The sequence below is a fragment of the Luteibacter sp. ME-Dv--P-043b genome, from assembly GCF_030209605.1.
Lineage (GTDB): Bacteria > Pseudomonadota > Gammaproteobacteria > Xanthomonadales > Rhodanobacteraceae > Luteibacter.
Map to the genome: position 1 here is coordinate 62,241 of NZ_JARVRT010000002.1, position 25,038 is coordinate 87,278.

Annotated in this window: 22 protein-coding genes; 14 read left to right on the forward strand and 8 right to left on the reverse strand. The window is 66.0% G+C overall.

The features are described from left to right. The 7 genes from QRN34_RS01265 to QRN34_RS01295 all read left to right on the forward strand — a co-directional run bounded on the left by QRN34_RS01265 (position 1) and on the right by QRN34_RS01295 (position 9,882). A complete protein-coding gene (locus QRN34_RS01265) occupies positions 1–1,002 on the forward strand; it encodes an ABC transporter ATP-binding protein (protein WP_285401297.1) in 1,002 nt (333 codons plus the stop codon). Then, a complete protein-coding gene (locus QRN34_RS01270; RefSeq protein WP_285401299.1) occupies positions 999–2,630 on the forward strand; it encodes an ABC transporter permease subunit in 1,632 nt (543 codons plus the stop codon). The genes QRN34_RS01265 and QRN34_RS01270 overlap by 4 nt, the downstream gene beginning before the upstream one ends. Next, positions 2,620–3,375, forward strand: a complete 756-nt coding sequence (locus QRN34_RS01275) for a DeoR/GlpR family DNA-binding transcription regulator (protein ID WP_285401301.1) — start codon at positions 2,620–2,622, stop codon at positions 3,373–3,375. The genes QRN34_RS01270 and QRN34_RS01275 overlap by 11 nt, the downstream gene beginning before the upstream one ends. A gap of 66 nt (positions 3,376–3,441) precedes the next feature. Continuing rightward, the gene (locus tag QRN34_RS01280) at positions 3,442–6,456 is read left to right on the forward strand and encodes a TonB-dependent receptor (protein WP_285401303.1); all 3,015 of its coding nucleotides are present in this window, start codon (positions 3,442–3,444) and stop codon (positions 6,454–6,456) included. A 10-nt stretch (positions 6,457–6,466) separates the two neighbouring features. Further along, complete coding sequence (locus QRN34_RS01285) at positions 6,467–8,410, forward strand: CocE/NonD family hydrolase (RefSeq protein WP_285401305.1); 1,944 nt, start codon at positions 6,467–6,469, stop codon at positions 8,408–8,410. Between the two features lie 44 nt (positions 8,411–8,454). Then, positions 8,455–9,309, forward strand: coding sequence for an archaetidylserine decarboxylase (gene asd / locus QRN34_RS01290; protein ID WP_285401307.1), 855 nt, complete (start codon positions 8,455–8,457; stop codon positions 9,307–9,309). Positions 9,310–9,438: 129 nt separating this feature from the next. Next, complete coding sequence (locus QRN34_RS01295) at positions 9,439–9,882, forward strand: hypothetical protein (protein WP_285401308.1); 444 nt, start codon at positions 9,439–9,441, stop codon at positions 9,880–9,882. Between the two features lie 17 nt (positions 9,883–9,899). Here QRN34_RS01295 and QRN34_RS01300 read toward each other — a convergent pair whose 3' ends face one another. Continuing rightward, positions 9,900–11,441 carry a transglycosylase SLT domain-containing protein gene (locus QRN34_RS01300; RefSeq protein ID WP_285401309.1) on the reverse strand — a complete coding sequence of 514 codons (1,542 nt, stop codon included), beginning with the start codon at positions 11,439–11,441 and terminating at the stop codon, positions 9,900–9,902. Between the two features lie 250 nt (positions 11,442–11,691). On the opposite strand from QRN34_RS01300, the gene greB reads away from it, so the two are divergent. Next, the gene (gene greB / locus QRN34_RS01305) at positions 11,692–12,192 is read left to right on the forward strand and encodes a transcription elongation factor GreB (RefSeq protein WP_285401310.1); all 501 of its coding nucleotides are present in this window, start codon (positions 11,692–11,694) and stop codon (positions 12,190–12,192) included. Here greB and QRN34_RS01310 read toward each other — a convergent pair. Then, on the reverse strand, positions 12,183–15,818 hold the full coding sequence (locus QRN34_RS01310) for a transporter substrate-binding domain-containing protein (protein ID WP_285401312.1): 3,636 nt from the start codon (positions 15,816–15,818) through the stop codon (positions 12,183–12,185). The two genes, greB and QRN34_RS01310, sit on opposite strands and share 10 nt — an antisense overlap. A 109-nt stretch (positions 15,819–15,927) precedes the next feature. Between QRN34_RS01310 and QRN34_RS01315 the strand changes: the two genes are divergently transcribed. Next, positions 15,928–16,581: a response regulator gene (locus QRN34_RS01315; RefSeq protein WP_036140738.1), complete on the forward strand. Its 654-nt coding sequence runs from the start codon at positions 15,928–15,930 to the stop codon at positions 16,579–16,581. Here QRN34_RS01315 and QRN34_RS01320 read toward each other — a convergent pair. Then, positions 16,570–17,358 carry a DUF3025 domain-containing protein gene (locus tag QRN34_RS01320; RefSeq protein ID WP_285401315.1) on the reverse strand — a complete coding sequence of 263 codons (789 nt, stop codon included), beginning with the start codon at positions 17,356–17,358 and terminating at the stop codon, positions 16,570–16,572. The two genes, QRN34_RS01315 and QRN34_RS01320, sit on opposite strands and share 12 nt — an antisense overlap. A gap of 4 nt (positions 17,359–17,362) precedes the next feature. Continuing rightward, the gene (gene rimO / locus QRN34_RS01325; protein ID WP_036140736.1) at positions 17,363–18,679 is read right to left on the reverse strand and encodes a 30S ribosomal protein S12 methylthiotransferase RimO; all 1,317 of its coding nucleotides are present in this window, start codon (positions 18,677–18,679) and stop codon (positions 17,363–17,365) included. A gap of 246 nt (positions 18,680–18,925) precedes the next feature. Between rimO and QRN34_RS01330 the strand changes: the two genes are divergently transcribed. The 3 genes from QRN34_RS01330 (at position 18,926) to QRN34_RS01340 (ending at position 21,619) form a co-directional block, all read left to right on the forward strand. Continuing rightward, entirely contained in the window at positions 18,926–20,179 is a 1,254-nt protein-coding gene (locus QRN34_RS01330) for a M35 family metallo-endopeptidase (protein ID WP_285401318.1), read from the forward strand. 190 nt (positions 20,180–20,369) lie between these two features. Then, on the forward strand, positions 20,370–21,158 hold the full coding sequence (locus tag QRN34_RS01335; protein ID WP_345782877.1) for an AraC family transcriptional regulator: 789 nt from the start codon (positions 20,370–20,372) through the stop codon (positions 21,156–21,158). A 71-nt stretch (positions 21,159–21,229) separates the two neighbouring features. Beyond that, complete coding sequence (locus tag QRN34_RS01340; protein ID WP_285401322.1) at positions 21,230–21,619, forward strand: VOC family protein; 390 nt, start codon at positions 21,230–21,232, stop codon at positions 21,617–21,619. Between the two features lie 295 nt (positions 21,620–21,914). On the opposite strand, the gene QRN34_RS01345 is transcribed toward QRN34_RS01340, so the two are convergent. Together QRN34_RS01345 and QRN34_RS01350 are read right to left on the reverse strand one after the other, a co-directional pair. Continuing rightward, positions 21,915–22,208: a HigA family addiction module antitoxin gene (locus QRN34_RS01345; RefSeq protein WP_285401324.1), complete on the reverse strand. Its 294-nt coding sequence runs from the start codon at positions 22,206–22,208 to the stop codon at positions 21,915–21,917. Positions 22,209–22,222: 14 nt separating this feature from the next. Next, positions 22,223–22,501 carry a type II toxin-antitoxin system RelE/ParE family toxin gene (locus tag QRN34_RS01350; protein ID WP_285401325.1) on the reverse strand — a complete coding sequence of 93 codons (279 nt, stop codon included), beginning with the start codon at positions 22,499–22,501 and terminating at the stop codon, positions 22,223–22,225. Between the two features lie 147 nt (positions 22,502–22,648). Here QRN34_RS01350 and QRN34_RS01355 point away from each other — a divergent pair, with 147 nt between their 5' ends. Next, entirely contained in the window at positions 22,649–23,320 is a 672-nt protein-coding gene (locus QRN34_RS01355; protein WP_285401326.1) for a dienelactone hydrolase family protein, read from the forward strand. After that, positions 23,317–23,730 (forward strand): HIT family protein, encoded by a 414-nt coding sequence (locus tag QRN34_RS01360; RefSeq protein WP_285401327.1) that lies wholly within the window; start codon positions 23,317–23,319, stop codon positions 23,728–23,730. The genes QRN34_RS01355 and QRN34_RS01360 overlap by 4 nt, the downstream gene beginning before the upstream one ends. A gap of 152 nt (positions 23,731–23,882) precedes the next feature. Here QRN34_RS01360 and QRN34_RS01365 read toward each other — a convergent pair whose 3' ends face one another. Both QRN34_RS01365 and dcd read right to left on the reverse strand, forming a co-directional pair. Beyond that, a complete protein-coding gene (locus QRN34_RS01365) occupies positions 23,883–24,374 on the reverse strand; it encodes a hypothetical protein (protein WP_036140731.1) in 492 nt (163 codons plus the stop codon). Between the two features lie 84 nt (positions 24,375–24,458). Next, positions 24,459–25,025: a dCTP deaminase gene (dcd, locus tag QRN34_RS01370; RefSeq protein ID WP_285401330.1), complete on the reverse strand. Its 567-nt coding sequence runs from the start codon at positions 25,023–25,025 to the stop codon at positions 24,459–24,461. Positions 25,026–25,038: the final 13 nt, after the last annotated feature.

Consider the following 25,038-nt stretch of genomic DNA (forward strand, 5'->3'; position numbering starts at 1 on the left):
ATGCACCTTCGCATCGACGACATCACCAAGGCCTGGAGCGGTCACACCGTGCTCGACGGCGTGTCCTTCCAGGCCGGCGAGAGCGATCTGGTCTGTTTGCTCGGCCCCAGCGGCTGCGGCAAGACGACCCTGCTCCGCATCGTCGCCGGCCTCACGCCGCCCGACCGCGGGCGCGTGATCCTGGGCGACCGGGACATCACCGCGCTACCGCCTCGCGATCGCCGCATGGGCCTGGTATTCCAGTCCTACTCGCTGTTTCCCGACATGACGGTCGCGGCCAACATCGGATACCCGATGCGCCTGCGTCGCGAGAGCCCCGCCACGATCGCCACGCGCACCGACGACCTGCTTGCGCGCGTCGGCATGGGCGACCTGCAGGCGCGTTTTCCCGATCAGCTGTCCGGCGGACAACAGCAGCGCGTCGCCCTGGCTCGCGCCCTGGCCAGCAACCCGGCCATGCTGCTGCTGGACGAGCCGCTGTCGGCGCTGGACCCGGCCATCCGCGCGCAGTTGCGTGTGGAGATCCGTTCACTCCAGCGGTCGCTGGGCATTCCGACGCTCATGGTCACCCACGACCAGGACGAAGCCCTGTCCATGGCCGACACCGTGGTCTGCATGAACAAAGGACGCGTGGAACAGGTTGGCTCGCCACGTTGCCTGTACGAGCGGCCGCGCACGCGCTTCGTCGCCGGCTTCGTCGGCAAGGCCAACCTGCTGCCGACGACCCTGGTACGGGAAGCCCTGCCCGCGTTCCTCGAACGACGGCCGCCCGGCGCGGAGGCCACGTTCGAGCTGTGCGTGCGCCCGGAAGACCTCACGATCGCGGCCGACCCGCGCGGCGAGGGGGTGGTCGAGGAACTGACCTTCCTGGGCAGCCTCGCGCACGCCCGCGTGGCCTGGCGCGGTCGCTCGCTGCTCGTCGAACTGCCCGGCCGCAGCACGCTGGCGCGAGGCGAGGCCGTGACCGTCGATGCATCGCGCGGCGCCTGGGTGACGACATGAAGCGCTCCCTGCTGCCCGGCATGCCGATGGTGGCGCTGCCATTGCTGGGCCTGTGCGTATTCTTCCTGCATCCGCTGCTGAGCGTGCTGACGCGCAGCCTCGTGGACGACCAGGGCGCCTTCACGCTGGCCAACTACGCGCGGCTGCTGGACGACCCCGGCCTGCCGCGCGCGGCATGGCACAGCGTGGTTATCGGCGCGACCACCACGCTGGGCACCCTCGCCATCGGCCTGTGCGTGGCGATGGCCCTGCATCGCTCGCGCCTGCCCGGCAAGGCGCTGATCCGCGGCGCGCTGCTGCTGCCCATGCTGGCGCCCTCGCTGGTGCTCGGCCTCGGCCTGGTCTGCCTGCTGGGACGCAACGGCCTCGTGCACCGGCTGACGGGCTGGCCCACCGACATCTACGGTTTCTTGGGCCTGCTGCTGGCCAACCTGATGTATGGCCTGCCGCAGGTGGTCGTCATCGTCTCGGCCGCACTGGAACGCACGCCCGCACGCCATTACGACGCAGCGGCGTCGATGGGGGCCACGCCCTGGCGGCAGTTCGTCGACGTGACCCTGCCGCGGATTCGCTTCGCCCTCTGGGCCGCCGCGTTCCTGGTCTTCACGGAGACACTGACCGACTTCGGCAGTGCCGTGGTGGTCGGTGGCAACTACCGCGTGCTGGCCATGGAGATCTACAGCGAAGTGGTGGGCCAGCGTGATTTCGCCATGGGTGCCACGCTGGGCGTGCTGCTGCTGGCCCCGGCGCTGTTGTCGGTGTGGCTGGGCCGTCTGGCGCGACGCCGGCAGGACCTGGGCGACGCCAGCCCCGGCCATGCGCTGCGGCCGGAACGGCATCCCTGGCGTGACGCCGCCCTGGGCGGGGTTGCCGCGCTGGCGGTGCTGTCGATCGTCGTCACCCTCGGCACGGTGGTGTACGTGAGCGTGGTCAGGCTGTGGCCGTACGATCGCACGCTTACCCTCGCCAACTACCTGGGCGGCATGCCGGAAGGCTACGGCCCCGTGGCGACATCGGTGGGCATGTCGCTGCTCGCCGCGACCGTCGGTGTGGTCGGCGTGTTCATGCTGTCGGCGGGCCTGCGTCGCCTGCCCGGATGGCTGGCCCGCCCGCTGCAGGTAGTGGCGGCCCTGCCCGCCGCCGTCCCCGGCATGGTGCTGGGCCTGGGTTACGTACTGGCGTTCAACCATGGCGTGCTGTCGACATGGCTGTATGGCAGCGTGGCGATCGTGGCGGCATGCAGCCTTTACCACTATCACGCACCCACCTTCCTCACGATGCAGACGGGCATGCGCCGCGTGCCCGACGCCCTGGAAGATGCGGTGGCCGTGTGCGGCGGCGATACACGCCACGTGCTGCGCGACGCCGTGCTGCCGTTCGCGGCGCCGGCGGCGATCGCGGCGTTCTTCTACCTGTTCATGCGCTCGATGGTGACGCTGTCGGGCGTGATCTTCCTGGTAACCGCCGACCTGGGCCTGGCCTCGGTGTCGGTGATGCGCCTGGACGAAAACGGCTTCCTGGCCCCGGCCGCCGCCTACGCGACATGCGTGGTGGCCGCCGGCGGCCTCGCACTCGGCGCCATGCGCCTCCTCCTCCACACACTCAGGGACCGACGCCATGTGGCATGAAGAACGACACACCCGTATCCGTGACCTGCTCAGCACCAGCGGCCAGGTATCCGTCGAGCGCATCGTGACCGAGCTGGGCGTGTCGCGCGAGACGATCCGCCGCGACCTGGTCGAACTGGCCGCCCGCGGCGAGATCCGTCGCGTGCACGGCGGTGCCGTGCTCACCGGCGACGAACCGCCGATCGCCGTGCGCCACGCCACCCGCGTCCGCGAAAAACGCGCCATCGCGCGGAAGGTGGCCAGTCTGGTCGAGAGCGGACAGACCATCTTCATGGACGCCGGCAGCACGATGAACCTGGTGGCCGAAGCGCTGGCCACCCGTACGGGGCTCACCATCGTCACCAACGCGGTGGACGTGGCCGCGCGCTTCGCCTCGCGTCCCGGCAACGACGTGCACCTGCTGGGCGGACGCTTCGATGCGCAGATCGGCTGCACCAACGGCTCGGCCACCATCGCCGAGATCGGACGCTACCAACCGCACATGGTGATCCTCTCGCCGGTGGGCATCGACGCCAAGGCGGGCGCCAGCAGTTTCGAGATGGAAGAAGCCGAGATCGCGCGGGCGATGTGCGCGAACGCGCGACGCATCGTCATTGCCGCCGACCATTCCAAGATCGGCGTGCGCAGTCGCGTCGCCTGGTGCCCCGCTGATCGTATCGACCTGCTGGTCACCGACCGGCGCGCGGAAAAATCCCGCGGTATCGCCGCCCTCGGCAAAGCCGTCGGCGATATCGCCTATGCCTGATCCGAAAACAATGCGCCAGGACGGCCAACCCACCCTTGTCCTTATCTGTCCTTCCCGGAGCAACCCATGATTCCCCGTCCTTATCTTCGACGCAGCCTGTTATGTGCCGCCGTCGCGGCTTCGCTCACCGGCGTGGCCTACGGCCAGGCCACCACCGGCCGCATCGCTGGCAGCGCGCCGGTCGCCGCCGGCGAAACCGTCCTGATCGAAGGCAGCAACGGCCTCACCCGCGAGGTGGCCGTCGATCCCCGCGGCCGCTATGTCGCCGAAGCGCTGCCGCTGGCCACGTACAAGGTGTCGCTCAAGGCCAACGGCCAGGTGGTCGATTCACGTGACAACGTCACCCTGCGCGTCGGTGCGGCCACCGATGTCTCGTTCGCGTCCGCCGGCTCGTCGGCCTCGGCACAGCAGCTCGATCAGGTAACCGTCTCGGCCACGCAGGTGGCGAAGATCGACGTCGCCACCGTCGCCTCCAGCACCGTGATCACGGCGGCCGACATGGCGCGCCTGCCGCTGCAGCGCTCGGCCGAGGCGATCGCCCTGCTGGCTCCGGGCGCCTCGCCGGGCTATTCCGGTTTCCAGAACGCGTTCGGCGGCAGCCTGGTCAGCTTCGCGGGTTCCGCGGTCTCCGAGAACGCGTATTACATCAACGGCATGAACACCACCGACCCGCTCAGCGGTTTCGGCGGCGTCACCCTGCCCTATGGCGCGGTGGACCAGCAGGAAATACTCAGCGGCGGCTATTCCGCGATGTACGGCCGCTCGGACGGCGGCGTCATCAGCCAGGTGGGCAAGCGCGGCACCAACGAATGGCACTTCGGTGCGCAGGTGTTGTGGGAGCCGGACTTCGCGCGCGCCAGCGCACGCAACATCACCTACGGCCACGACAACCCCGCGCCGCCGGGCACGATCAACCAGCGCAACGACGACAACCACGAGTGGAGCACGACAGTCAGCGCGTATGCCGGCGGCCCGTTGATCAAGGACACGCTGTACGCCTTCGCCGCGGTGGAAATGCAGCGCAGCAAGGGCAACAGCATCGGCGACGTCAACCACGCCTACGACACCCGCTACACGTACAAGGACCCGAAGTGGTACGGCAAGCTGGACTGGAACATCAACGACAGCAACATCCTCGAGCTGACCGGGGTCAACCAGACCCACCGTTCCAACGGCAACAAGTACAACTATGACTACGACACGAACACGGTAGGCGATTTCGCCAGCACCGATTCGACATACAAGACCCGCGCCATGGTCTACGCGGCCAAGTTCACCAGTTACATCACCGACAACCTGACCCTCACCGCGCTGTACGGCAAGTCGAAGCTGACTTACTACAACGAACCGCCGGCCACCGGCGTCACCGGACCGTTCCTGGGCAATGTCAGCCAGCAGAACCCGGCCTTGAACGGCGGTACGCCGATCAGCAACGGGCAGACGCTGGACACGGTGGACAACCCCGATCACCAGTCGACCAACCGCAACCTGCGCGTGGACCTGAACTACAAGGCCGGCGACCACTCGATCACCGCGGGCATCGACAACCAGGACTCGCGTGACATCGACGATGGCACCACCATCGGCGGCGACGGTTACGAACTCTGGTATGCCAAGGGCGATCCCAACCTCAACATCAGCGACAGCCCGTTCGTCGACAAGCCGGCCAATTATCCCGGCGGCCAGACCGGTTACTACGGGTATTACCGTCACTACAACACGCTGGCCTCGGTGCGCGTGAAGCAGCGCGCGCAATATGTCATGGACGACTGGCAGGTCACCGATCGCGTGCTGCTCTCGCTGGGCCTGCGCAACGACCAGTTCACCAACTACAACCCTGCCGGGCAGCCGTACCTGAAGCTGACCAAGCCGCAGTGGGCGCCGCGCCTCGGCTTCAGCTGGGACGTGAATGGCGATTCGAGCATGAAGGTGTACGGCAACGCGGGACGCTACTTCCTCGCCATGCCCGCCTCCGTCGCGCTGCGCACCTCGTCCGGGTCGCTGGCAACCAACCAGTACTTCACCTATACGGGTATCGACGCCGGCGGCCTGCCCACGGGTGTCACCTTCGTACAGTCCGCCACCGGCGGCGCGGTATCGCCCAACGGCGAATACGGCCAGCCGCCCGACCCGAAGACGGTCAGCGCGAAGAACATCAAGTCCGAGTACCAGGACGAATACATCCTTGGCCTGGACAAGCAACTGAACCCCGAATGGGTGGCCGGTGCCAAGGCCACGGTACGCAAGCTGCGCAACGCGCTGGACGACGTGTGCGACAACGGTGCGATCACGCGCGCCGCGGTGGCCCAGGGGGCGGACATCGACGCGGTGACGGTAGGCAGCTGCTACCTGTCCAATCCGGGCCGGGCCAACGTCTACCAGCTGGCCAAGGCCAGCGGCGGCTACACCGATGTCACCGTGACCAACGCGGACTTCGGCTTCCCGCACCTCAAGCGCAACTACTACGGGCTGGACCTGTACCTGTCGCATCCGTTCGACGGCACGTGGTCGGGCAAGGTCGATTACCTGTATTCGCGCAGCTACGGCAACACCGAAGGCCAGGTGCGCTCGGACGTGGGCCAGGGTTCGGTGGCCGCCTCGCGTGACTGGGACTACGCCACGCTGATGAACTACGCCAACGGCTACCTCGCCAACGACCGCAAGCACCAGATCAAGCTGTACGGCTCGTACCAGGTCGCGCCGGAATGGATGGTCTCGGCCAACCTGCTGATCCAGTCGGGCCTGCCGAAGTCCTGCCTGGGCCGCTACGGTGCGGACGAGAGCGACCCGTCCGGCTACGGCAGCTACTACCACTTCTGCTTCGGCGAACCGTCGGCGTACGGTGCCAAGGGTCGCGAGCCGTGGGAGGAACTGGTCGACGTCAACATCGAATACCGTCCGCTGTGGGCCGATCGCAAGCTGGCCTTCACCGCCTCGGTATTCAACGCGCTGAACCAGCAACGCTCGCAGCGAAGCAACCCGGTGTCGGGCAGCAAGAACTCGGTGAACGACGGCTACCAGCAGGTGATCGGTTACACCCAGCCGCGTTACGCTCGCTTCGGCGTCACCTACGACTTCTGACGGAGCCGCCATGCATCACCTCCTGCGACTGGCCATCGTCGCACTGGCCGCCGGGGTCCTTGCGACCCCGGCGTTCGGCGACATGGCCCCGGACAACTCCCTGCCGACGGAAACGCCGGCACACTTCGTTCCCACCGACACCGGTTTCGACTACGTGCGCCGCACCGTCGAGATTCCCATGCGCGACGGCGTGAAACTGCACACCGTGATCCTGGTGCCCAAGGGCAGCACGCATGCCGGCATCCTGCTCACGCGCACGCCCTACGGCGCGGACGGCATGGGCCACCGCAACGACAGCCCCCACCTGGACAGCACCCTGCGCGGCTACGACAACCCGGCCGATGTCGTGGTCCAGGACGGCTATATCCGCGTAATCCAGGACATTCGCGGCAAGCACGGTTCGGAAGGCGACTTCGTCATGAACCGGCCGCCGATCGGCCACGGCAACCCCACCGGCATCGACGAATCGTCCGACATCTACGACACGATCGACTGGCTGGTGAAGCACGTGCCGGAGTCCAACGGCAAGGTCGGCATCATCGGTATCTCCTACGACGGTTTCGAGGCGATGGTCGCCACGATCCGCCCGCATCCCGCCCTCAAGGTGGCCGTGCCGATCAACCCGATGATCGACGGCTGGATGGGCGACGACTGGTTCCATCGCGGCGCGTTCCGCCAGCAGATGATCCCCTACATCTACGGCATGGTGAACTCGCGCGGCAGCGACATCGGCTGGAGCACCGGCCATCGCGACGACTACGACCTGTACCTCAAGGGCGGCTCCGCCGGCGACATCGGCCGCGCCTACGGCATGGAAGCCCTGGGGTTCTGGCAGAAGATCCTGGCGCACCCGGCCTACGACAGCTTCTGGTCGGACCAGGCGCTGGACAAGGTAGCGGCGAACGAGCCGATGACCGTACCCACCATGCTCGTGCACAGCCTGTGGGACCAGGAAGACAATTACGGCGACATGGCCGTGTACCGGGCGCTGGCCCCGCGCGACCCGAACCACGAGAAACTGTGGCTCGTGCTGGGTCCCTGGCGCCACGCCAAGACCTGGGAGAAGGGCAACACCATCGGTGCGATCGATCTGGGCAGCAACACGGCCACCACGTTTCGCCAGACGATCCTGCGGCCCTTCCTCGCCCGCTACCTGAAGGATGATGCGCCGCGCGCGGGCATCGCACCGGTCAACGCCTTCGTCACCGGCGCGAACACCTGGCGCCAGCTGGACACCTGGCCGTCCGCCTGCCGCACGGGCTGCGCGCCGACGATGCAACGCTGGTTCGTGGGCGCGGACGGTACGCTCGGCACGACGGCGCCCGCGACGGGCGAGGACGCCTATGTGTCTGATCCGGCCAAGCCGGTGCCCTACCGCGTGCGCCCCATCCAATCGTGGTCGCACGGCGTGGCCGACCGGGAAGACAGCTGGCCCGAATGGCTGGTGGACGACCAGCGCCAGTTCGCCACGCGCACCGACGTGCTGACCTACGTATCGCCGGTGCTGATCCAGCCGATGGGCATCGCCGGCGAACCCCTGGTCCACCTGCTCGCCTCCACCAGCGGCACGGACAGCGACTGGGTGGTGAAGCTGATCGACGTCTACCCGGACGAGGTGGAAGCGGAACCGTCCATGGGTGGCTACCAGTTGCCGATAGCCATGGAGATCTTCCGTGGGCGCTATCGCGAGGGCTATGCCACCCCGAAAGCCCTGGTACCGGGCAAGGCCCAGGCCTATCGCTTCCCCCTGCCCACGGTGAACCACGTCTTCCTGCCCGGGCACCGCGTGATGGTGCAGGTCCAGTCCAGCTGGTTTCCGCTGTACGACCGCAACCCCCAGACGTTCGTGCCGAATATCTTCAATGCGAAGCCGGGCGACTATAAAAAGGCCACGCAAAAGGTGTTCCGCGGCGGCGCCGACGGCACCTGGCTGGAGCTGCCGGTGGTGAAGTAGCCGGGGCGCTGCGGCGAGGGCCGGCGGTCGCCTATACTCCCCCGATGAAGCCAAAGGTCCTGCTGCAGTACATCCTCCCGCACCGGTTCCTCTCGCGGATCGTCTATTGGGCGACGCGCTGGGCATGGGCGCCCTGGAAGAACTTCCTCATCCGGGAGATCGTCCAGCGCTACGACGTGGACATGAGCCAGGCCGCGCAGCCGGACCCGCTGGCCTACCAGCACTTCAATGCGTTCTTCACCCGCAAGCTGAAACCGGGCGCGCGCCGCCCGGACGACGATCCCACGACCCTGCTGTGCCCGGCCGACGGCCGGATCAGCCAGTCCGGCCGGATTCGCGACGGCCGCATCTTCCAGGCAAAGGGCCAGGAGTACACCGCCGCCGAGCTGCTGGGCGACGAGGCCGCCGCCGTGCCCTTCCGCAATGGCAGCTTCGTCACGGTGTACCTCTCGCCGCGCGATTACCACCGCGTGCACATGCCGCTGGCCGGCACCCTGACCGGTACCACCCACGTGCCGGGCCGGATCTTCAGCGTCGCACCGTTCGCGGTGCAGGACATCCCGCGCCTGTTCGCCCGCAACGAGCGCCTGGTCTGCCATTTCGACGGCGAACACGGGCCGTTCGTCTCGGTGATGGTCGGGGCGATCCTGGTCTCCAGCGTGGCCACCGTCTGGGACGGCATGGCCATCCCACCCTATGCCTCGTCCATCATCCGCAAGGACTGTCGCGGGCGCGGAGTGGCCCTGGAGCGCTTCGGCGAAATGGCCCGGTTCAACATGGGCTCCACCGTCATCCTGCTCCTTCCCGAGGGCTACGCCCTGGACGACCTGCAGCCCCAGCAGCAGGTCATGGTCGGGCAGCGCCTGGGCCGCTGGGTCGGCACCCAGCCAAACCGGTGACCCGACACGTCACAATGTGACGAAATATCTTCATTTCGACCTGCTCAGGGGGTATGCTCCCGGCGACCGGCCACTCCATGGGGGAGGAACCCGGTGCCTGCTGAAAGCGTCAGCCCGAGGTAAGTCATCATGCGCCTGGTCACCCATCTCATCGCCGTGAGCCGCGAGATCCGCCTGCGTCGACAGCTTGCCGATATCGAGCGCGTGGTGCTTTCCCTGCCGGTCCGGGCCCATGCCGACCTGCAGCAACTGGTCAGGCGCGAGATGGAGCAGGCCGCGGCCTGCGATTTCCCTCACCGCTACGGCACGCCGCCCGACGAGCGCTACAGTGCCCATGGCCACGGCCCCGAAGTGGGCCTGGGCAAGGCGCGGTCGGACAATCCGCTGATCGCCGCGCGTGGCGTCGCCCTGTGGGTCGCCGCGGTCTACCACGAGACCCTGGGCTCACGCCGTCCGGGCATGGATGAACTGCATCGCCAGATTCTGCGGCTGATGCGACAGATCAAGGAACTGTCCACGTCGGAGACGCGCGAGGCGTCGTCGCGCTGGATGGCGCCCAGCGCGCTGGCGTAACACGGGGCCCTTCCCGCTTACCGGCATACCGGCACGCGGATGGACTGCCCTACCTTCAACTGGTGGCCCCTGAGGCCGTTCATGCGGGCGATGTCCTCGACATCCGCGCAGCTGCTCTTGCGCGCGATGCTGACCAGCGTGTCGCCGCTGCGCACGGTGTAGCTGCGCGAGGCGGACGATGACGCCCGCGACGACGAGGACGACGAGGATCCGCCACCGGCCAGAGCGGCCGAGGTCGCGGCGGGCGGCGGCGGCGCGACGATCTTCGCCGCGTTGTGCAGGTCGGACGCGAGGATGGGCCAGGGGCCGTCGGCACAGCTGGACGCGTAGGCTTTCTCCAGTTGCTTGGGGACCTCCAGGCGCGCACCCACCGGCTGGCTGATCTGCGGGTCGAGGCGCGGGTTGAGGTTGCGCAGCGTGCGGAACCAGCCCTCGGGCATGTCCTGCGACGAGCCCAGGCAGATGGTCAGCTCCGACAGCGAGGCCGGTCGCTTGAGCACGATCTGGCCCGGCTCACCGTCGATCTTCGGCCAGCGCAGGTGGTAGCTGTCCGGATGCAGGAACAGCCAGGCGGCGGCCAGCACCATGGGCACGTAGTCGCGGGTTTCGGCCGACATCTGCCCATAGATCTGCGGATCGTAGAAGCTGGCACCCGGGCTGCCGGCGGCAATGCGGCGCATGCGCCCTTCCCCGCCGTTATAGGCGGCCAGGGTCATTTCCAGGTTGTTGTTGAACGCGGCCAGCTGTTCGTCGATGTACTCCGCGTTGGCCTGCGCGGCCATGGTCGGATCGAAGCGCTGGTCGAAGCCGTCGGCGTTGCTGAGGCCGAAACGCAGGCCCGTGGCGTACATGAACTGCAGGGGGCCCGACGCGCCCGAGCGCGAGACCGCGTGCACCTTGCCGCCGGATTCCTTGGCCATGATGCCGAACAGCAGCGCCTCGGGAAGGTCGGCCTTCTTGTAGGCCGGCCACATCTTGTAACGCATCATCTGGTAGTTGACGTAGGCGTCCATCAAGTTGGGCCGCAGCTGCGTCAGCCACAGCTCCAGCGCCGCCTTGACCGGCCCGTTCATCACCATCAGGTCGGAAAACTGGTGGCCCTTCAACATGGTGACGCTGCGCTGCGCCGCGGGCAGCGAGCCGACCGCCACCGAGCCGGGCAGGTTGGCGTCGCCGGGCTGTACGCCCACCTCGGCACCCTGCTCGGTATCGTCGGCGTCCTCGCCCTCGATGAAGCTGCCGTCCTTCAGGCGCAGCAGCCGGTCGAAGACGGCGGCGAAACGCTGCGGATCGCAGCCCGGCGTAAGGCTGCAGCGGGCGGAGGCATCCTTGAGCTGGTCGAGGGCCTGCTTGCGTGTTTGCGCCGCCTGCGGGGTATCGCCGCGGCGAGCCTGGTCGATGGCCGCCTCGTAGCCCTTGCTGGCCTGGTTCATGCGGTCGTAGAGGGCATTGACCTGGGGCGTGACCTTGCCCGCGCGCGGTGTACCGCCGCTGGAAGCGCAACCGGCGAGGACCGCCAGGGGAAGCAAGAGAAGCGGACGCGGCACGCGAAAGGACATGTAGGGACTCAGGGTCAGGCAGTGGCGGCCACGTTACCCGCCGCACGCCCCGGACTCAAGCGGGCATATGACGATTTTTCTCGTAACGGCATATCGTTGCGTACACTTGTTCAGGAGATTCTTAAGGATTAGCCATGCCCCGCCATGCCCTCGCCGATGCCGACACACTTTTCACGCAGCGAGCCCTGACCGGCGTCCGCTATGCGCTGGGCGGCGGCGCGCGCATGCCCCCGGTTCCGAAGGCCACGCCATGAGTCGCTGGCGCCCACCCTCTCCCTCGTCCACCGCGATCATCACGCGGGAGGGCTTCGAACGCCTGAAGGCCGAACTGGACCACCTGTGGCACACCGTGCGGCCCGAGGTGGTCAAGGCGCTGGCCGCGGCCGCGGCCGAAGGCGATCGGTCGGAAAACGCCGAGTACACCTATCGGAAGAAGCAGCTCGGCGAGATCGACCGTCGCGCGCGCTACCTCAGCAAGCGCATCCCGGCGCTGAAGGTGGTCGAGGCCGCGCCCTCGCAACGCGACGCCGTGTTCTTCGGCGCCACGATGACCCTGGAAAACGTGGAAAGCGGCGAGACGGTGCGTTACCGCATCGTCGGGCCCGACGAGACCGATGCCCGCAAGGGCTGGATCAGCATCGACTCGCCCATGGCTCGCGCCGTGCTGAAGAAACGCCTGGACGACGAGTTCGACGCGGAACTGCCCGGCGGGCGCACGCGCTTCGCGATCATGGACGTGTCCTACGACTGAGCGTCCGGCGGGGCGGGCGCGTTCCGGCGCAGGCGAATCGCGAGGCGCTCCAGCCCATCGGTGAACGTGGCGACATCCGCCGCGAAGTCGCGCAACGCGTCGTCGTCCACCGCGGCGCCTTCACGCAGGGCGAGCTCCATGCGTTCGCCCCGGTGACCCACCGGCGAGTGCCCGAACACGTGCACGCCCCCGAGCACGTGATGAATCCAGCCGGCCACGGCCTCGGTGTGGGCATCCACGGCGACCGCATCCAACCGCGCCAGCGCCTCGCGCGTGGCCTGCACGCCGGCATCGATGACGCTGGCGATGTTCTCGTCCGAACCGAACGCGCGACGCATCCGGTCCATGTCCACATCGGGTATGCCCTCGTCGGTGTCCGATGCGTCGACGCCGGACATCCCGGCGCCAACGGGCACGACGCTCGACGGGGCCACGCGATCGTCGGCGAGCGGTACCCCGGTGTCGCCGAGCCAGCGGGCGACGGCCGCGTGGAAGGCTTCGAGCCGGATCGGCTTGCGCAGCAGGTCGTCCATGCCGGCGGCCCGACACAATTCCTGCTGCTCGGCGCGCGCATCCGCGGTCATCGCCACGATGGGGAGCCGGCGCGAGCCGCCCGCCTCGCGGCGACGCACCTCCTGCGCCACCGCATAGCCGTCCATACGCGGCATGTGGCAGTCCACCAGCAACAAGTCGTACTCCCGCGCGGCCAGTGCCTCCAGCGCAGCCACGCCGTCGTCCACCACATCGCAGCGGTAGCCGCGCAAGGCCAGCTGCACGCGAACCAGCTCCTGGTTTACCGGGTGATCCTCCGCCAGGAGGATCCGCGCATCGCGCGCCGGTATGGGCGATACGGACGCATCGCCGTTCTGGGCCTGCGTGGGCACGGGCACCTCGGCGATCATCAGTTCCAGGGTGACGGTGACCGTGGTGCCCTGCCCCGGCTCGCTCTCGATGACGATGTGCCCGCCCATGCGCTCGACCAGTCGCCGGGCGATGGTCAGGCCCAGGCCGGTGCCGCCGAAGCGGCGGGTGGTCGAGGATTCGGCCTGACTGAACGGCGCGAACACGTGCCGCAACTTGGCCGCATGGATGCCGATGCCGGTGTCGCGCACGACGAAACGCAGGCGCTGGCGTGCGCCGTGGTGTTCATCCACGTGCACCGCCATGAGCACCGAGCCCTCCACCGTGAACTTGATCGCATTGCCCAGCAGGTTGAGCAACACCTGGCGCAGGCGCCCGTCGTCGACGGTGACGGCCGGGGCCAGCCCTGGGTCGAACGAGGCTTCCAGGCGCAGGCCCTTGGATTCCGCCTGCGCCGCCATGATCGCCATGGCACCTTCGACGATGCCGCGAGGATCGGCCGGACGCGGGTCGAAGGTGAGGTGCCCGGCTTCGATCTTCGAGAAATCCAGCACGTCGTCGAGGATGTGCAGCAGGGCTTCCGCCGAGTGCTCGATGGTAGAGACCATCTTGCGCTGGTCGGTATCCAGCGACGTGCGTTCCAGCACGTCGAGCAGGCCGATCACGCCGTTCATCGGCGTGCGGATCTCGTGGCTGATCGTGGCCAGGAAGTCGCTCTTGGCACGCGTGGCGGCCTCGGCTTCGTCGCGTGCATGCGCCATGCCGCGCGATGCCAGCTCCTGCGCGGTTACATCCACCCAGTAGCCGTTCCAGCGCACGCTGCCGTCGGCGGCCGCCAGCGGGACCGCGTCGGAGCTGAGGTAACGCGTGCGTCCGCCGACGTGCGCGCGCACGGTGACATGCAGCGGCGTGAGCTCACGCGCCGAGCGCTCGAAGGCGGCGCGCAGGGCCTCACGATCGTCTTCCGGCACGGGTGCCAGCATGGCCTCGCCCGCGGCCAGCAACTGGCCGGGCTCCATGCCGAGGATGCTTTGCGGATCGCCGCCCACGTAGGCCATGGCATAGGTGCCGTCGAGACCGCGCACCGCTTCGTACACCACCGCGGGCACGTGGGCGGTGACCTCGGCGAGGCGCCGCTCCGTGCGTTCGCGCCGGCGTGTCTCACGGCGCAGGTTGAGGTAGGCGTAGCTGATCGCGATCAACGAGGCCAGCAGCACTGCCACGAACGGCACCACGCGCCCGGCGATCTCGCGCCAGGTGGGCCCGACCACGTAGTGCGAGGCGAACCAGGTGTTGCGGATCTCCTGCTGGCGGTGCGTCGACAGGTTGACCAGCACACGGTTGACCAGCGGCACCAGCGGCGCGAGTTCACGCCGCACGCCGATGGCGATGGCCTCGTTGTCGCCGGTGGGGGCGGCCACCTTGAGCTGGCCGAGAAAGTTGTCGCGGATCAGGTAATCGACGGATGCCAGGTTGCCGACGAACGCGTCGCCCTCGCCTGCCGCCAGCCGACGCAGGCCCTCCGCCTCGGTGTCGACGGAGACGATCTGGACGCCCGGGATGCGCGACAGCAGCCGGCGGATCGGCTCACGGGTGGTGTTGCCCAGCACGCGCTTGCCGGCGAGGTCGTCGCGACCGGCGATGGTGGGCGCGCCTTCGCGCGTGACGATCATGATCGGGAAGTCGAGGTAGGGCACGCTCGGCTCCAGGAAGGGGGCCGTGGCGCTCTGCGGATTGATCGCGGCCACCACATCCACCTCGCCTCGGTGCACGCGCTCCACGGTGCCGGCCCAGTTCTCGCTGGGCACCTGGGTGACCCGGATGCCCAGTTCCGCGGCGATTTCGCGCACGTAATCCAGCGACAGACCCTCCGCCTCGCCCCGGCCGGTGATCAGGCTGAAAGGCGCATAGCTGGGGTCCACGCCCAGGCGCAGCGGCGGCAGCGCCCGCAGCCAGTCTTTTTCCTTCTCGCTCAGCGGAATACCGGCCTCGCGGGGCCGCGGAGCGATGTCGCGCCCCACCCAGCGCGCGCGCAGGCGGCCGTGGTCGGCGGCCGTGAGTTCGCCCAGGGCGTGATCAAGCGCGCGGCCCAGCGGTGCACGGGAGGCCGGCACCGCGAAGGCCAGCGCGCTGATCGGCAGCGCCACGGGGCTGCCGACGCGCAATTCGTGGTCCAGGCGCAGGCGCGCGACGAACTCGCGCGCCGAATAAGGGTTGTCCAGGTAGGCATCCACATCGCCCCGGCTTACCCGGCCCAGCGCCTCCGCGGTGGAGGCCGTCTCCACCAGCGTGGTATCGGGCAACTCGCGGCGCAGCGCGGCGATGTCGAAATACCCGGTGTGCACCGCCAGCCGCTTGCCGCGCAGGTCGCCCGGGCGATGGACGATGGGCGCATCGATGCGCTCCACCAGCGCGGGAAGCGATTCGAAGTACGTGGCGCCCACCCGGATACCCGGCATGCCCTGTTCGAGCGGGGTGACCGAGGTCGCCACGTCGATCTCGCCTTTCGCCAGCGCGGCCAGCAACGCCGGCCAGCTGGGGTATTCCCGCGTCTGCAGCGTCACGCCCAGCTCGCCGGCCAGTTCGCGCAGGTAATCCGGGCCCAGGCCTTCCAGCTCGCCGTCGCGCAGTTCCTCGAAAGGCGGGTAGCCCTCCGGATACGCGCCCACGATGAGCACCGGATGATGGCGCAGCCATTCCGCGTCGGCAGGGCGCAACGGCACATCCGGCATGGCCATGGCCATGCGGGCGAGCACAAGCAGCATTAACGGGAACAGGCGTCGGATCACACGGGAGGCTTCGTCAAGGTAACCTTCATGGGCATAATCGAGTCGAAGCCCGCTGTATCGCAACGTATTCAGGAGAACGCAAGGCATGCCACTCAAGGTCATTCTGGCAGACGATCACCCCCTCGTTCTTGTTGGGGGGCGGCTTGCGCTGGAGAACGCGCACGTCGAAGTGGTCGGTGCGGCCAAGGCCGCGGACGAACTCCTGGCCATGCTGGCCGACCGCGCCTGCGATGTCGTCATTACGGATTTTCTCATGCCGAGCGATCGGCAGGACGATGGATTTCCCCTCCTGGAAACCATCAACCGGGATTATCCGCATGTCGCGCTCATCGTGCTGACGATGATCAACCGTCCGGCCGCCCTGCAATCCATGCTGGGGCGCGGCGCGCGCGGCATCGTCGACAAGCGCGCCCCGATGGACGAACTGGCCACGGCCGCGCGCGCCGTCGCGGACGGTGAAACCTACCTCAGCGAAACCCTGCTCGACATCCTCAACGAGGCTGACGACACCTCGGTGGCCATGCCGGGTGCGCCGCTATCCCCGCGCGAAACGGAAGTCATCCGCGCCTTCGTCGCCGGCATGTCGCTGCAACAGATCGCCGACCGCGAAGGCAAGTCGGTAAAGACCATCAGCCGGCAGAAGCGCGACGCCATGCGCAAGCTGGGCGTCGACCACGACAGCCTGCTGGGCGACTACGTGCGCGACCACGGCCTGGCCGATCCGGCGTCAAAGCGGTAACGGATAGGTCCGACCTTCGCGCAGGGGCTGGAAACACGGTGCCGTCGTGTAGAACGACGGCCGATCCGTCTCGACATGCCAGCCGGGCACGCCGGACACGGGCAGTGGCCTCAGTTCCTGCGGGTCGTTGAGAACGCTGCCGGCGGCGATGGCGTCCGCACAGATCGCCCGCGCATCGCCCTCCCCCATCACCACGAGGGCCTTGCCGACCAGCAGCTTGCCGGGCGTCAGTGCGTGCTCAAGCAAGGCATGACCGAACACCTCGACGCGGGCCCCGCCAGTCAGCCACGCTTCGCGGTGCGTCCAGAACAGCGTGGTCCAGTCGTGGGCATCCCAGGCCGCCAGCATGGCCGGCTCACGCAGCGTGACGATCATCCCCGCCTCGTCGAAATGCGTCAGGGCGCATTGCGGCCGTGAGCGCTCCCGCCGCCCCATCACGGCGATCTCCGCCATCTGCCGCGCATTGAGCGCGCGTTTCAGCGCCGGATAGCGCAGCCATACCAGGGCGTTGATCAGGTCGTGCCAGTTGTCCGGCCGCGTGGCGATGGCACGGCGATGCGCGATGCGTTCCTCGTAATGCAGGCCGTCGTCGAGCAGTGCCTTGTCCTGGGTGACGAAATGCACGTCGGCGTCTGCCGGCAGCAGCACGTTCAGGGCTGCGATATCGGGCCACGCCTCCCCACCCAGCAGCGTGGCGTAGTCGCGCCAGCACGACAGCGGCGGCGACGCGAGCACGCTCCGCTCGAGCGATTGCCGCGTCGGCGCCACGTAACGCATGGGCTCAGGCCAGGCGACCGTAGAGGTCGTGAGCGTCGGCTTCCTCGACCAGCACGTCGACGAACTGGCCGGGCTTGAGCAGCTGGCCGTCGTCGATGCGCACGGCGCCGTCGATTTCCGGCGCATCGGCACTGGAGCGACCCCACGCGCCGTCGGCGTCGATCTCGTCGATCAGCACCTTGATGGTCCGGCCCACCTTGCGCTGCAGCTTGGCCGCGGAAATCTCCGCCTGCACCGCCATGAACTGTTCCAGGCGATCTTCCTTCAGTTCCTCGTCGATCTGGCCTGGCAGGTCGTTGGCCTTCGCGCCATCCACCGGCGAATAGGCGAACGCGCCGACCCGATCCAGCTCGGCTTCACGCAGGAATCCGAGCAGCTCCTGGAATTCCTGGTCCGTCTCGCCGGGGAAACCGACGATGAAGGTGCTGCGGATGGTGAGGTCGGGCACCTCGCGGCGCCACGCCTGCACGCGCTCCAGGGTGCGCTCGACATTGCCGGGACGCTTCATCAGCTTGAGGATGCGCGGGCTGGCGTGCTGGAACGGGATGTCCAGGTACGGGAGGATCTTGCCCTCCGCCATCAGCGGCATGATCTCGTCCACGTGCGGGTACGGGTAGACGTAGTGCAGGCGGGTCCAGATGCCCAGTTCGGAAAGACCCTGGCACAGCTCTGTCATGCGCGTGCGATAGGCCTTGCCGCGCCACTCGCGTTCGGCGTAGCGCACGTCCACACCGTAGGCGCTGGTGTCCTGCGAAATGACCAGCAGTTCCTTCACCCCGCCACGCGCCAGCTTCTCCGCTTCGATCAGCACCTCGTCCACCGGGCGGCTTACCAGGTCGCCACGCATCGAGGGAATGATGCAGAAGCTGCAACGGTGGTTGCAGCCCTCGGAAATCTTCAGGTACGCGTAGTGCTTGGGCGTCAGTTTCACGCCCGTGTCCGGCACCAGGTCGAGGAAGCGGTTGCGCACCGGCGGGATCGCCTGGTGCACCGCGCTCATCACGCTGGCGTAATCCTGCGGACCGGAGATGGCCAGCACCTCGGGGTAGCTTTCGCGGATCAGCTCGGAGCGCTTGCCCAGACAGCCGGTAACGATCACCTTGCCGTTCTCGTGGAGCGCCTCGCCGATGGCGTCGAGCGACTCCTGCACCGCCGAGTCGATAAAGCCGCAGGTGTTGACCACCACGGCATCCGCCTCGCCGTAGCTGGGCACGATCTCGTAGCCCTCGACCTTCAGCTGGGTGAGGATGCGTTCGGAATCGACGAGGGCTTTCGGGCAGCCGAGGCTGACGAAACCGACTTTGGGAGCGGCCTGGGACATTGCCGTGGGTACCGGGGGTATAGGGAAGCCGGGCATTATAGCGGGTTGGCGGACAGGGAGAGGGGCTATCAGGCTGACAGTTAGCAAGACGCGTGACGTAGCGGCTTCCTGATTTACAAAGGTGAAACCCTAGCCGAATTTAAGTCCAAGCCTACGTCCCTCTCGGATACCCTATTTGTAACAAATCACCTGCGCAACGCCGGGCATAGACGCGTCCGGTAGCTTTTACAATCAAGGACAAGTGCTATGTTGAAAAAAATAAAATCTTCGGTCCTCGTGTTTCTTGCCACCCTCCCTCTGACAGCATTAAGTGCAGTCGATCCATTGGAAGTCGTGTTGAAACAACCGGCCTCGCGAGAGAAAGCCGAGATGGCTTTTGTAACGGTCAACGTAACAAACCGCTCAGGCCGTCCTCTATTGCTTCCAAAAGTAGATAGCCCACTCGATTCCGACAACGGACACCTGTGGAACAATATAGTGAAAGTCGTTTCAGCCCCAGGAGAAACTGTGGCGTATACGGGCCGCGCAACACGCGTCGCGACAAGGGAAAAAGACGTTAGGTTCTGGACAATTAACCCAGGGCAGACAATGAGTGCAGATGTCGACCTTGCGATGAACTACGACATTAAGGGTGGCGCTTATAAGATAAGCTATTCCCAGCCGTACATTGAAGTGAGCGATTGGAACCCGGATGAGGTGTCGTACACGATGGTTCCCAGTAACGAGTTGCAAATTTACGCCAACTCCAGCCTCCTGAGCCGCGAGCGAGCGTTGCGTACTTCATATAAAATCACTGCTCCATCCTCATTGGGCACACTAGCCACAGGGCCAGATACCACGTGCACAAGTGAACAAGCCACTCCAATCAATGCCGCACGAAACACTGCTTCCAGCTGGGCATTTTACGGCAAATCTGCAGCCAACTCTCTCTTCAAGGTAAGACACTCGGTAGTCGACGGCAAGATTTCGTGGAAGCCATCCATTGCGTCTGACGCGATGTATACCACGTGGTTTGGTGCTCCATTGAACGACAGCCCCGGCTTTCCAAGCGTTCCACAGCTTCAGCAGGTTTGGGATTCAGGAGACTTCTTTCCGTTGCACGTGACAAGCGCAATCAACAATCGCGTCAATCTTGACGATCGTTACTCCTGCGGCTGTTCAGATGCCGCTGAGGCTAAAGGTGCCGCAGCCTGGACAGAAGAAAGCGTCACACACATGTGCTCGCTCTTCTTTCGACTCCCATTTTCCACCTATGGAGTCGATAGCCAGGTAATAATCATCCTTCACGAGAACGCCCACCATAGCGACAGTAACGGCCCGTATATTGGTGATCAACCGCAAGGCTATGGGCGTATTAAGGCGAAAGCCCTGGCAGCCACTGATCGCACTATGGCGATAATTAATGCCGACAATTACGCTTACTACGCCGAAGCAGTGCGTATGTCCAAAGACAAGTCAGCTGCTGCGCCGCTGCTGGAAAATACGATAACGGAAAGGTAGGCCACGCAGACATAGCAAACAACGGATGCATAAATCGTCCAGGAGTCAGATCCTTAAAGGAAACATGCCAGTCTGCGCCAGGCAATAATCCTCGCTAGCAACTCAACTTCACCGGTAAATGCCTAAGATGCCCATCGCATCAGCGGGCAGCTGTTACGGGAAATTACCCAAAGGCGGCAGACTCTCGCGTATGCCATGGCCGTCAGACTATCAGGAACAGCTTCTCCCGATTCTTTCTTCGGGGGCGATCGAAGCGGAGTGGACTTTCACGGCGTCTACTGAAGGTACGCACATTGTGCTCCCGGATGGCCGGATGGACCTCATCGTCGCTTTCCGGGGCGATGGAGGGAGCGGACTTGCTCATGTGAAATTGTTGATCGTCGGGCCCGCCCGGCGTTGGACGGAGGTCGCTGTGTCGGCCGGCGACCGCTTCCTGGGCGTACGTTTCCGACCCGGTTGGGGTGGGCCATGTCTCGGCATCGCTCCTGCGTCGCTTACTGACAGCGCCTTGATCGGCGAAGCGGCCGAAACCGCACTTGGCTTGGACGGCGGAGTGATCGGCGACGCTCGAACGCCGTCCGCACTGGCGGCTGCCTTGAGTGCGTTCGCGCATCGGCGAGCGGCCCTGGCGCAGCGACCTAACGCGACGGTCCGGCGTGCAATCACCGTCATTCAGGCATCCGGTGGACGCCTCCGGCTCGATGAGGTCGCCCGCGTTGTCGTCGTGCCGGAAAGAACGCTGAGACGTCAGTTGACACTTGCATTAGGACTGTCGTTCAAGGCGTTTTCCGCTGTCGTGCGCTTCCAGCGTGCCATGCGACTTCTCAACGATGCGTCAGGGCCGCTCACTCCGGCCCATGCGGCGATCGAAAGCGGCTACAGCGATCAGGCTCACATGACACGTGAGTTTCGGCGCCATGGGGGCTTTACTCCCGGCAGCAGGCCGCCGCTGGTACTGGTCGGCATGTCGATCGAATGACGTGGCCGATTTGTTCAAGCCGGGCGAGTTGAGGTGCCCCACGCTGCACGCCATCACCACGGGAGATTACGATGCGCTTGGGCTATACGATCATTTACGTGCCGGACGTCACGGCGACGGTGGAATTCTACGAACGCGCCTTCGGCCTGCAACGTCGCTTCGTCCACGAGAGTGGCTTGTATGCGGAGATGGCGACCGGCGAGACCACGCTCAGTTTCGCTGGCGAATCGATGGCGGAACTCAACGGCGTCGCCATTCGTCCGAATAGCCGGAGCGAGCTTTGTGCCGGCTTCGAGATATGCCTTGTTACCGAGGCACCCGAGCAGGGTTATAGCCAGGCCGTCGAAGCAGGTGCATTGGCGCTCAAGGCGGTCGAGGCAAAGCCCTGGGGCCAGCGCGTCGGGTACGTGCGCGATATCAACGGGTGCCTGGTTGAAATCTGTTCACCCATGGCTGGGTAAGACCTTCGCCTCAGTGGATCCAACCCAACCTCTCACAGATCGATGTGGCAATAAGCACGAAAGCCAGGAACGTCGTGATACCCCGAAGTCGCCGTGTTGCAGGCGTCTTCGGGACATGTTTCAGGAGAGCGAAGATAACCCCGCCTGTCAGCACTGCGCAGCCGATCATGATGGCTTGAAAGATCGTCAGGTCCATGAACACTGAAAACATGGCAGCGTCTCCTTGGGGGCAGTTTCCTGGCAGAGATTTCGGTCGCACGCCCGACCTGGAATCCGTAGCGGGATATCGATCGCATCATGCCGCGCGAGGATGGATCTTTGCCAGAACCGACCCCAGTGAGCGCTGCGCGCACTCCAGTTCATAGTGTTGCTGCAGGTTGAGCCAGCTCTGTGCGTCGGTACCGAAGTATCGCGCCAGCCGCAATGCCGTATCGGCCGTGATGCCGCGCCGTTCGTTGACGATTTCGTTAACGCGCGCGGCGGTAACGCCGATCGCCTTCGCCAGCGCATTCGCGGAAAGCTGCAACGGAACCAGGTATTCCTCGCGAAGGATCTCGCCAGGGTGTACCGGCGGTAGCTTGGTGGCCATGGTGTCGTCCTCCATCAGTGATAGTCCACGATTTCGACGTCGTAGACGTCGCCATCGCGCCAGGTGAAGCACAGCCGGAATTGGGCGTTCACTCGAATACTGTACTGTCCGGCACGATCTCCTCTCAGCGCCTCCAGTCGATTGCCCGGCGGCGCTCGCAAGAAATCGAGGGCCGTTGCTGCGTGCAGTTGGACGAGCTTCCGACGCGCCACTACCTCGATGTTGATCCAGCGTCTTACCCGAGTACCGCTAAAGAGGGCTTCCGTTTGAATGTCAGCGAAGGTCTTTATCATGACCTTATCGTACATCGATAAACGATATACATCTAAATTGCAGCGCTGTCCATTCCCTTTTCTTTTTGTCCGGCATCGCTCCGCACATTCCGGCGACATGCCTACAGGTTACCCTTGCCCCCTTACCCACTTTTCCGGAGACCTCCCATGGGCCGCACCCTTATCCTCGACACCTCCCGCCCGCCCGAGAGCATGGACGCCTACATCGCCGAGCCCGCCGGCACACCGAAGGGTGGCGTGGTGGTGATCCAGGAGATCTTCGGCGTCAACGCGCATATCCGCAGCGTGGCCGACCGCTTTGCCGCCGAGGGCTATGTCGCCATTGCCCCGGCACTGTTCGACCCCGTGGAAAAGGGCGTGGAGTTGGGCTACGACCAGGACGGCATGCAGAAGGGCATCAAGCTGATCGGCGAGTTGGGCCTGCTGCGTCCCCTGCAGGACGTCGCCATCGCCGCCAAGCTGATCGCCGACCAGTACAAGGTCAAGGTGGGCACGGTGGGCTACTGCTGGGGCGGCACCGTTGCGGCACTGGCGGCGCTGCGCCTGGGCCTACCCTCGGCCAGCTACTACGGTGCGCGCAATGTGCCGTTCCTTAGCGAGCCGGCCAAAGCCAACGTGATCTTCCACTTCGGCGAACGCGATCACTCCATCCCGCCGGACATGGTGGAAAAGCACCGTGAGCTCAAGCCGGAGATGGATACCTGGGTCTATCCGGCCGACCACGGCTTCAATTGCGATGTCCGCGGCAGCTACGACGAGCCGAGCGCCAAGCTGGCCTGGGAGCGCACCCTGGCGTTCTTCGCCCGCGAACTGGCATGAGTGACGGCTTTACCCTCGATGCCCGGCTGGCCGGCGACACCCTTGTCGTCGGCGACCTGCCCTTGAGCCGTGTGCTGCTGATGCGCGATGCGCGGTATCCCTGGCTGGTGCTGGTCCCACGCAAGGCCGACAGGATCGAGGTGTCGGACCTGGAGGCCGACGACCAGGCCCGGCTCTGGCAGGAAGCCAGCCTGGCTGGCGCCGCCCTGCGTGCGGTGGCGCCGTGCGAAAAGCTCAATATCGGTGCACTGGGCAATATCGTCCGGCAACTGCACGTCCATGTGGTGGCGCGCAACGCCGGCGATGCGGCGTGGCCGGGGCCGGTGTGGGGCTTTGGCAAGGCCGAAGCGTATCCGCCCGGCGAGGCTGAGCGGCGGATCGACGCACTGAGCGAAGCGCTGGGATTGTAGCCAGCGTCAAGCCTGCCGCTGGCACCGAGGCTGTTCCCAGCCCAGCCCAGCGCCCGGCCGTGACCTACCTGGCGTATCGCCGAAACGACAACGGGGCAGATGCCAATGGCACCTGCCCCGTCGTTTTCACTAGTAGCCGTCGCCTTTGGCGGTTACGGCTGGGTCTGCGGGTTGTAGGCGCCGCTGGCGGCGTCCTTGCCCTGCATGCGATCCGGCAGGTTGGCCTTCTGCGGGGTGTCCTCGAGCTGGCGGGCCTTCTCTTCCACGGCGTTCAGGCGGGTGAGCTCGCCCTTCTTGTCGTAGTACACGGCAAAGCCGTAATCCAGCTGCATGCGGGCCATGAAGCCGAGATGGATGTCGCGGATCTTGGAGTCGTCGCTGGGGATCAGCAGCACCGTCTTGGGCAGCTTGCCCTGGTCCTTCAGGTAGGCGAAGTGGCTGCCGGTGTCGGCCGCGGAAAGCACGGCGTTGTCGACCACGAACTGGCCGCTCTTGTAGGCCTTGATGGTGACGTCGAACTGGCCTTGCTCGGTCGGCACGTGGTCGCTCTTGGAGACGCCACGATGGCAACCGCCCAGCACGAGCAGGCTGGCAAGCAGGACCGCGGCGGCGGCGCGGGACAGGAGGGTGGTAACTCGGATCATGCGTGTCTCCGTGGATCGGCGTTTCATGAAGAGGGAAAGTTTACCCCGCGCCTTTCTCGCGCGCGGCTGGGACGGCACGGGCGTTCAGGTACTCGGCAGGGTCACGCCGCGCTGGCCCTGGTACTTGCCGCCGCGATCGGCATAGGACACCTCGCACTCTTCGTCGGACTCGAGGAACAGCATCTGCGCGACGCCTTCGTTGGCGTAGATCTTCGCGGGCAGCGGCGTGGTGTTCGAGAACTCCAGCGTGACGTGGCCTTCCCACTCGGGCTCCAGAGGCGTCACGTTGACGATGATGCCGCAGCGCGCGTAGGTGCTCTTGCCCAGGCAGATCGTCAGCACCTGGCGGGGGATGCGGAAATACTCCACCGTGCGGGCCAGCGCGAACGAGTTGGGCGGAATGATGCAGACATCCGACTTGATGTCCACGAAGCTGCGCTCGTCGAACGCCTTCGGGTCCACGATGGTGGAGTTGATGTTGGTGAACACCTTGAATTCGTCGGCGCAGCGCACGTCGTAGCCATAGCTGGAGGTGCCATAGGAGACCAGCCGATGGCCGTCGCGCTCCTTCACCTGACCAGGCGCGAAGGGCTCGATCATGCCGTGCTGCCCGGCCATGCGGCGGATCCACTTGTCGGACTTGATGCTCACGTACTGTCTCCCT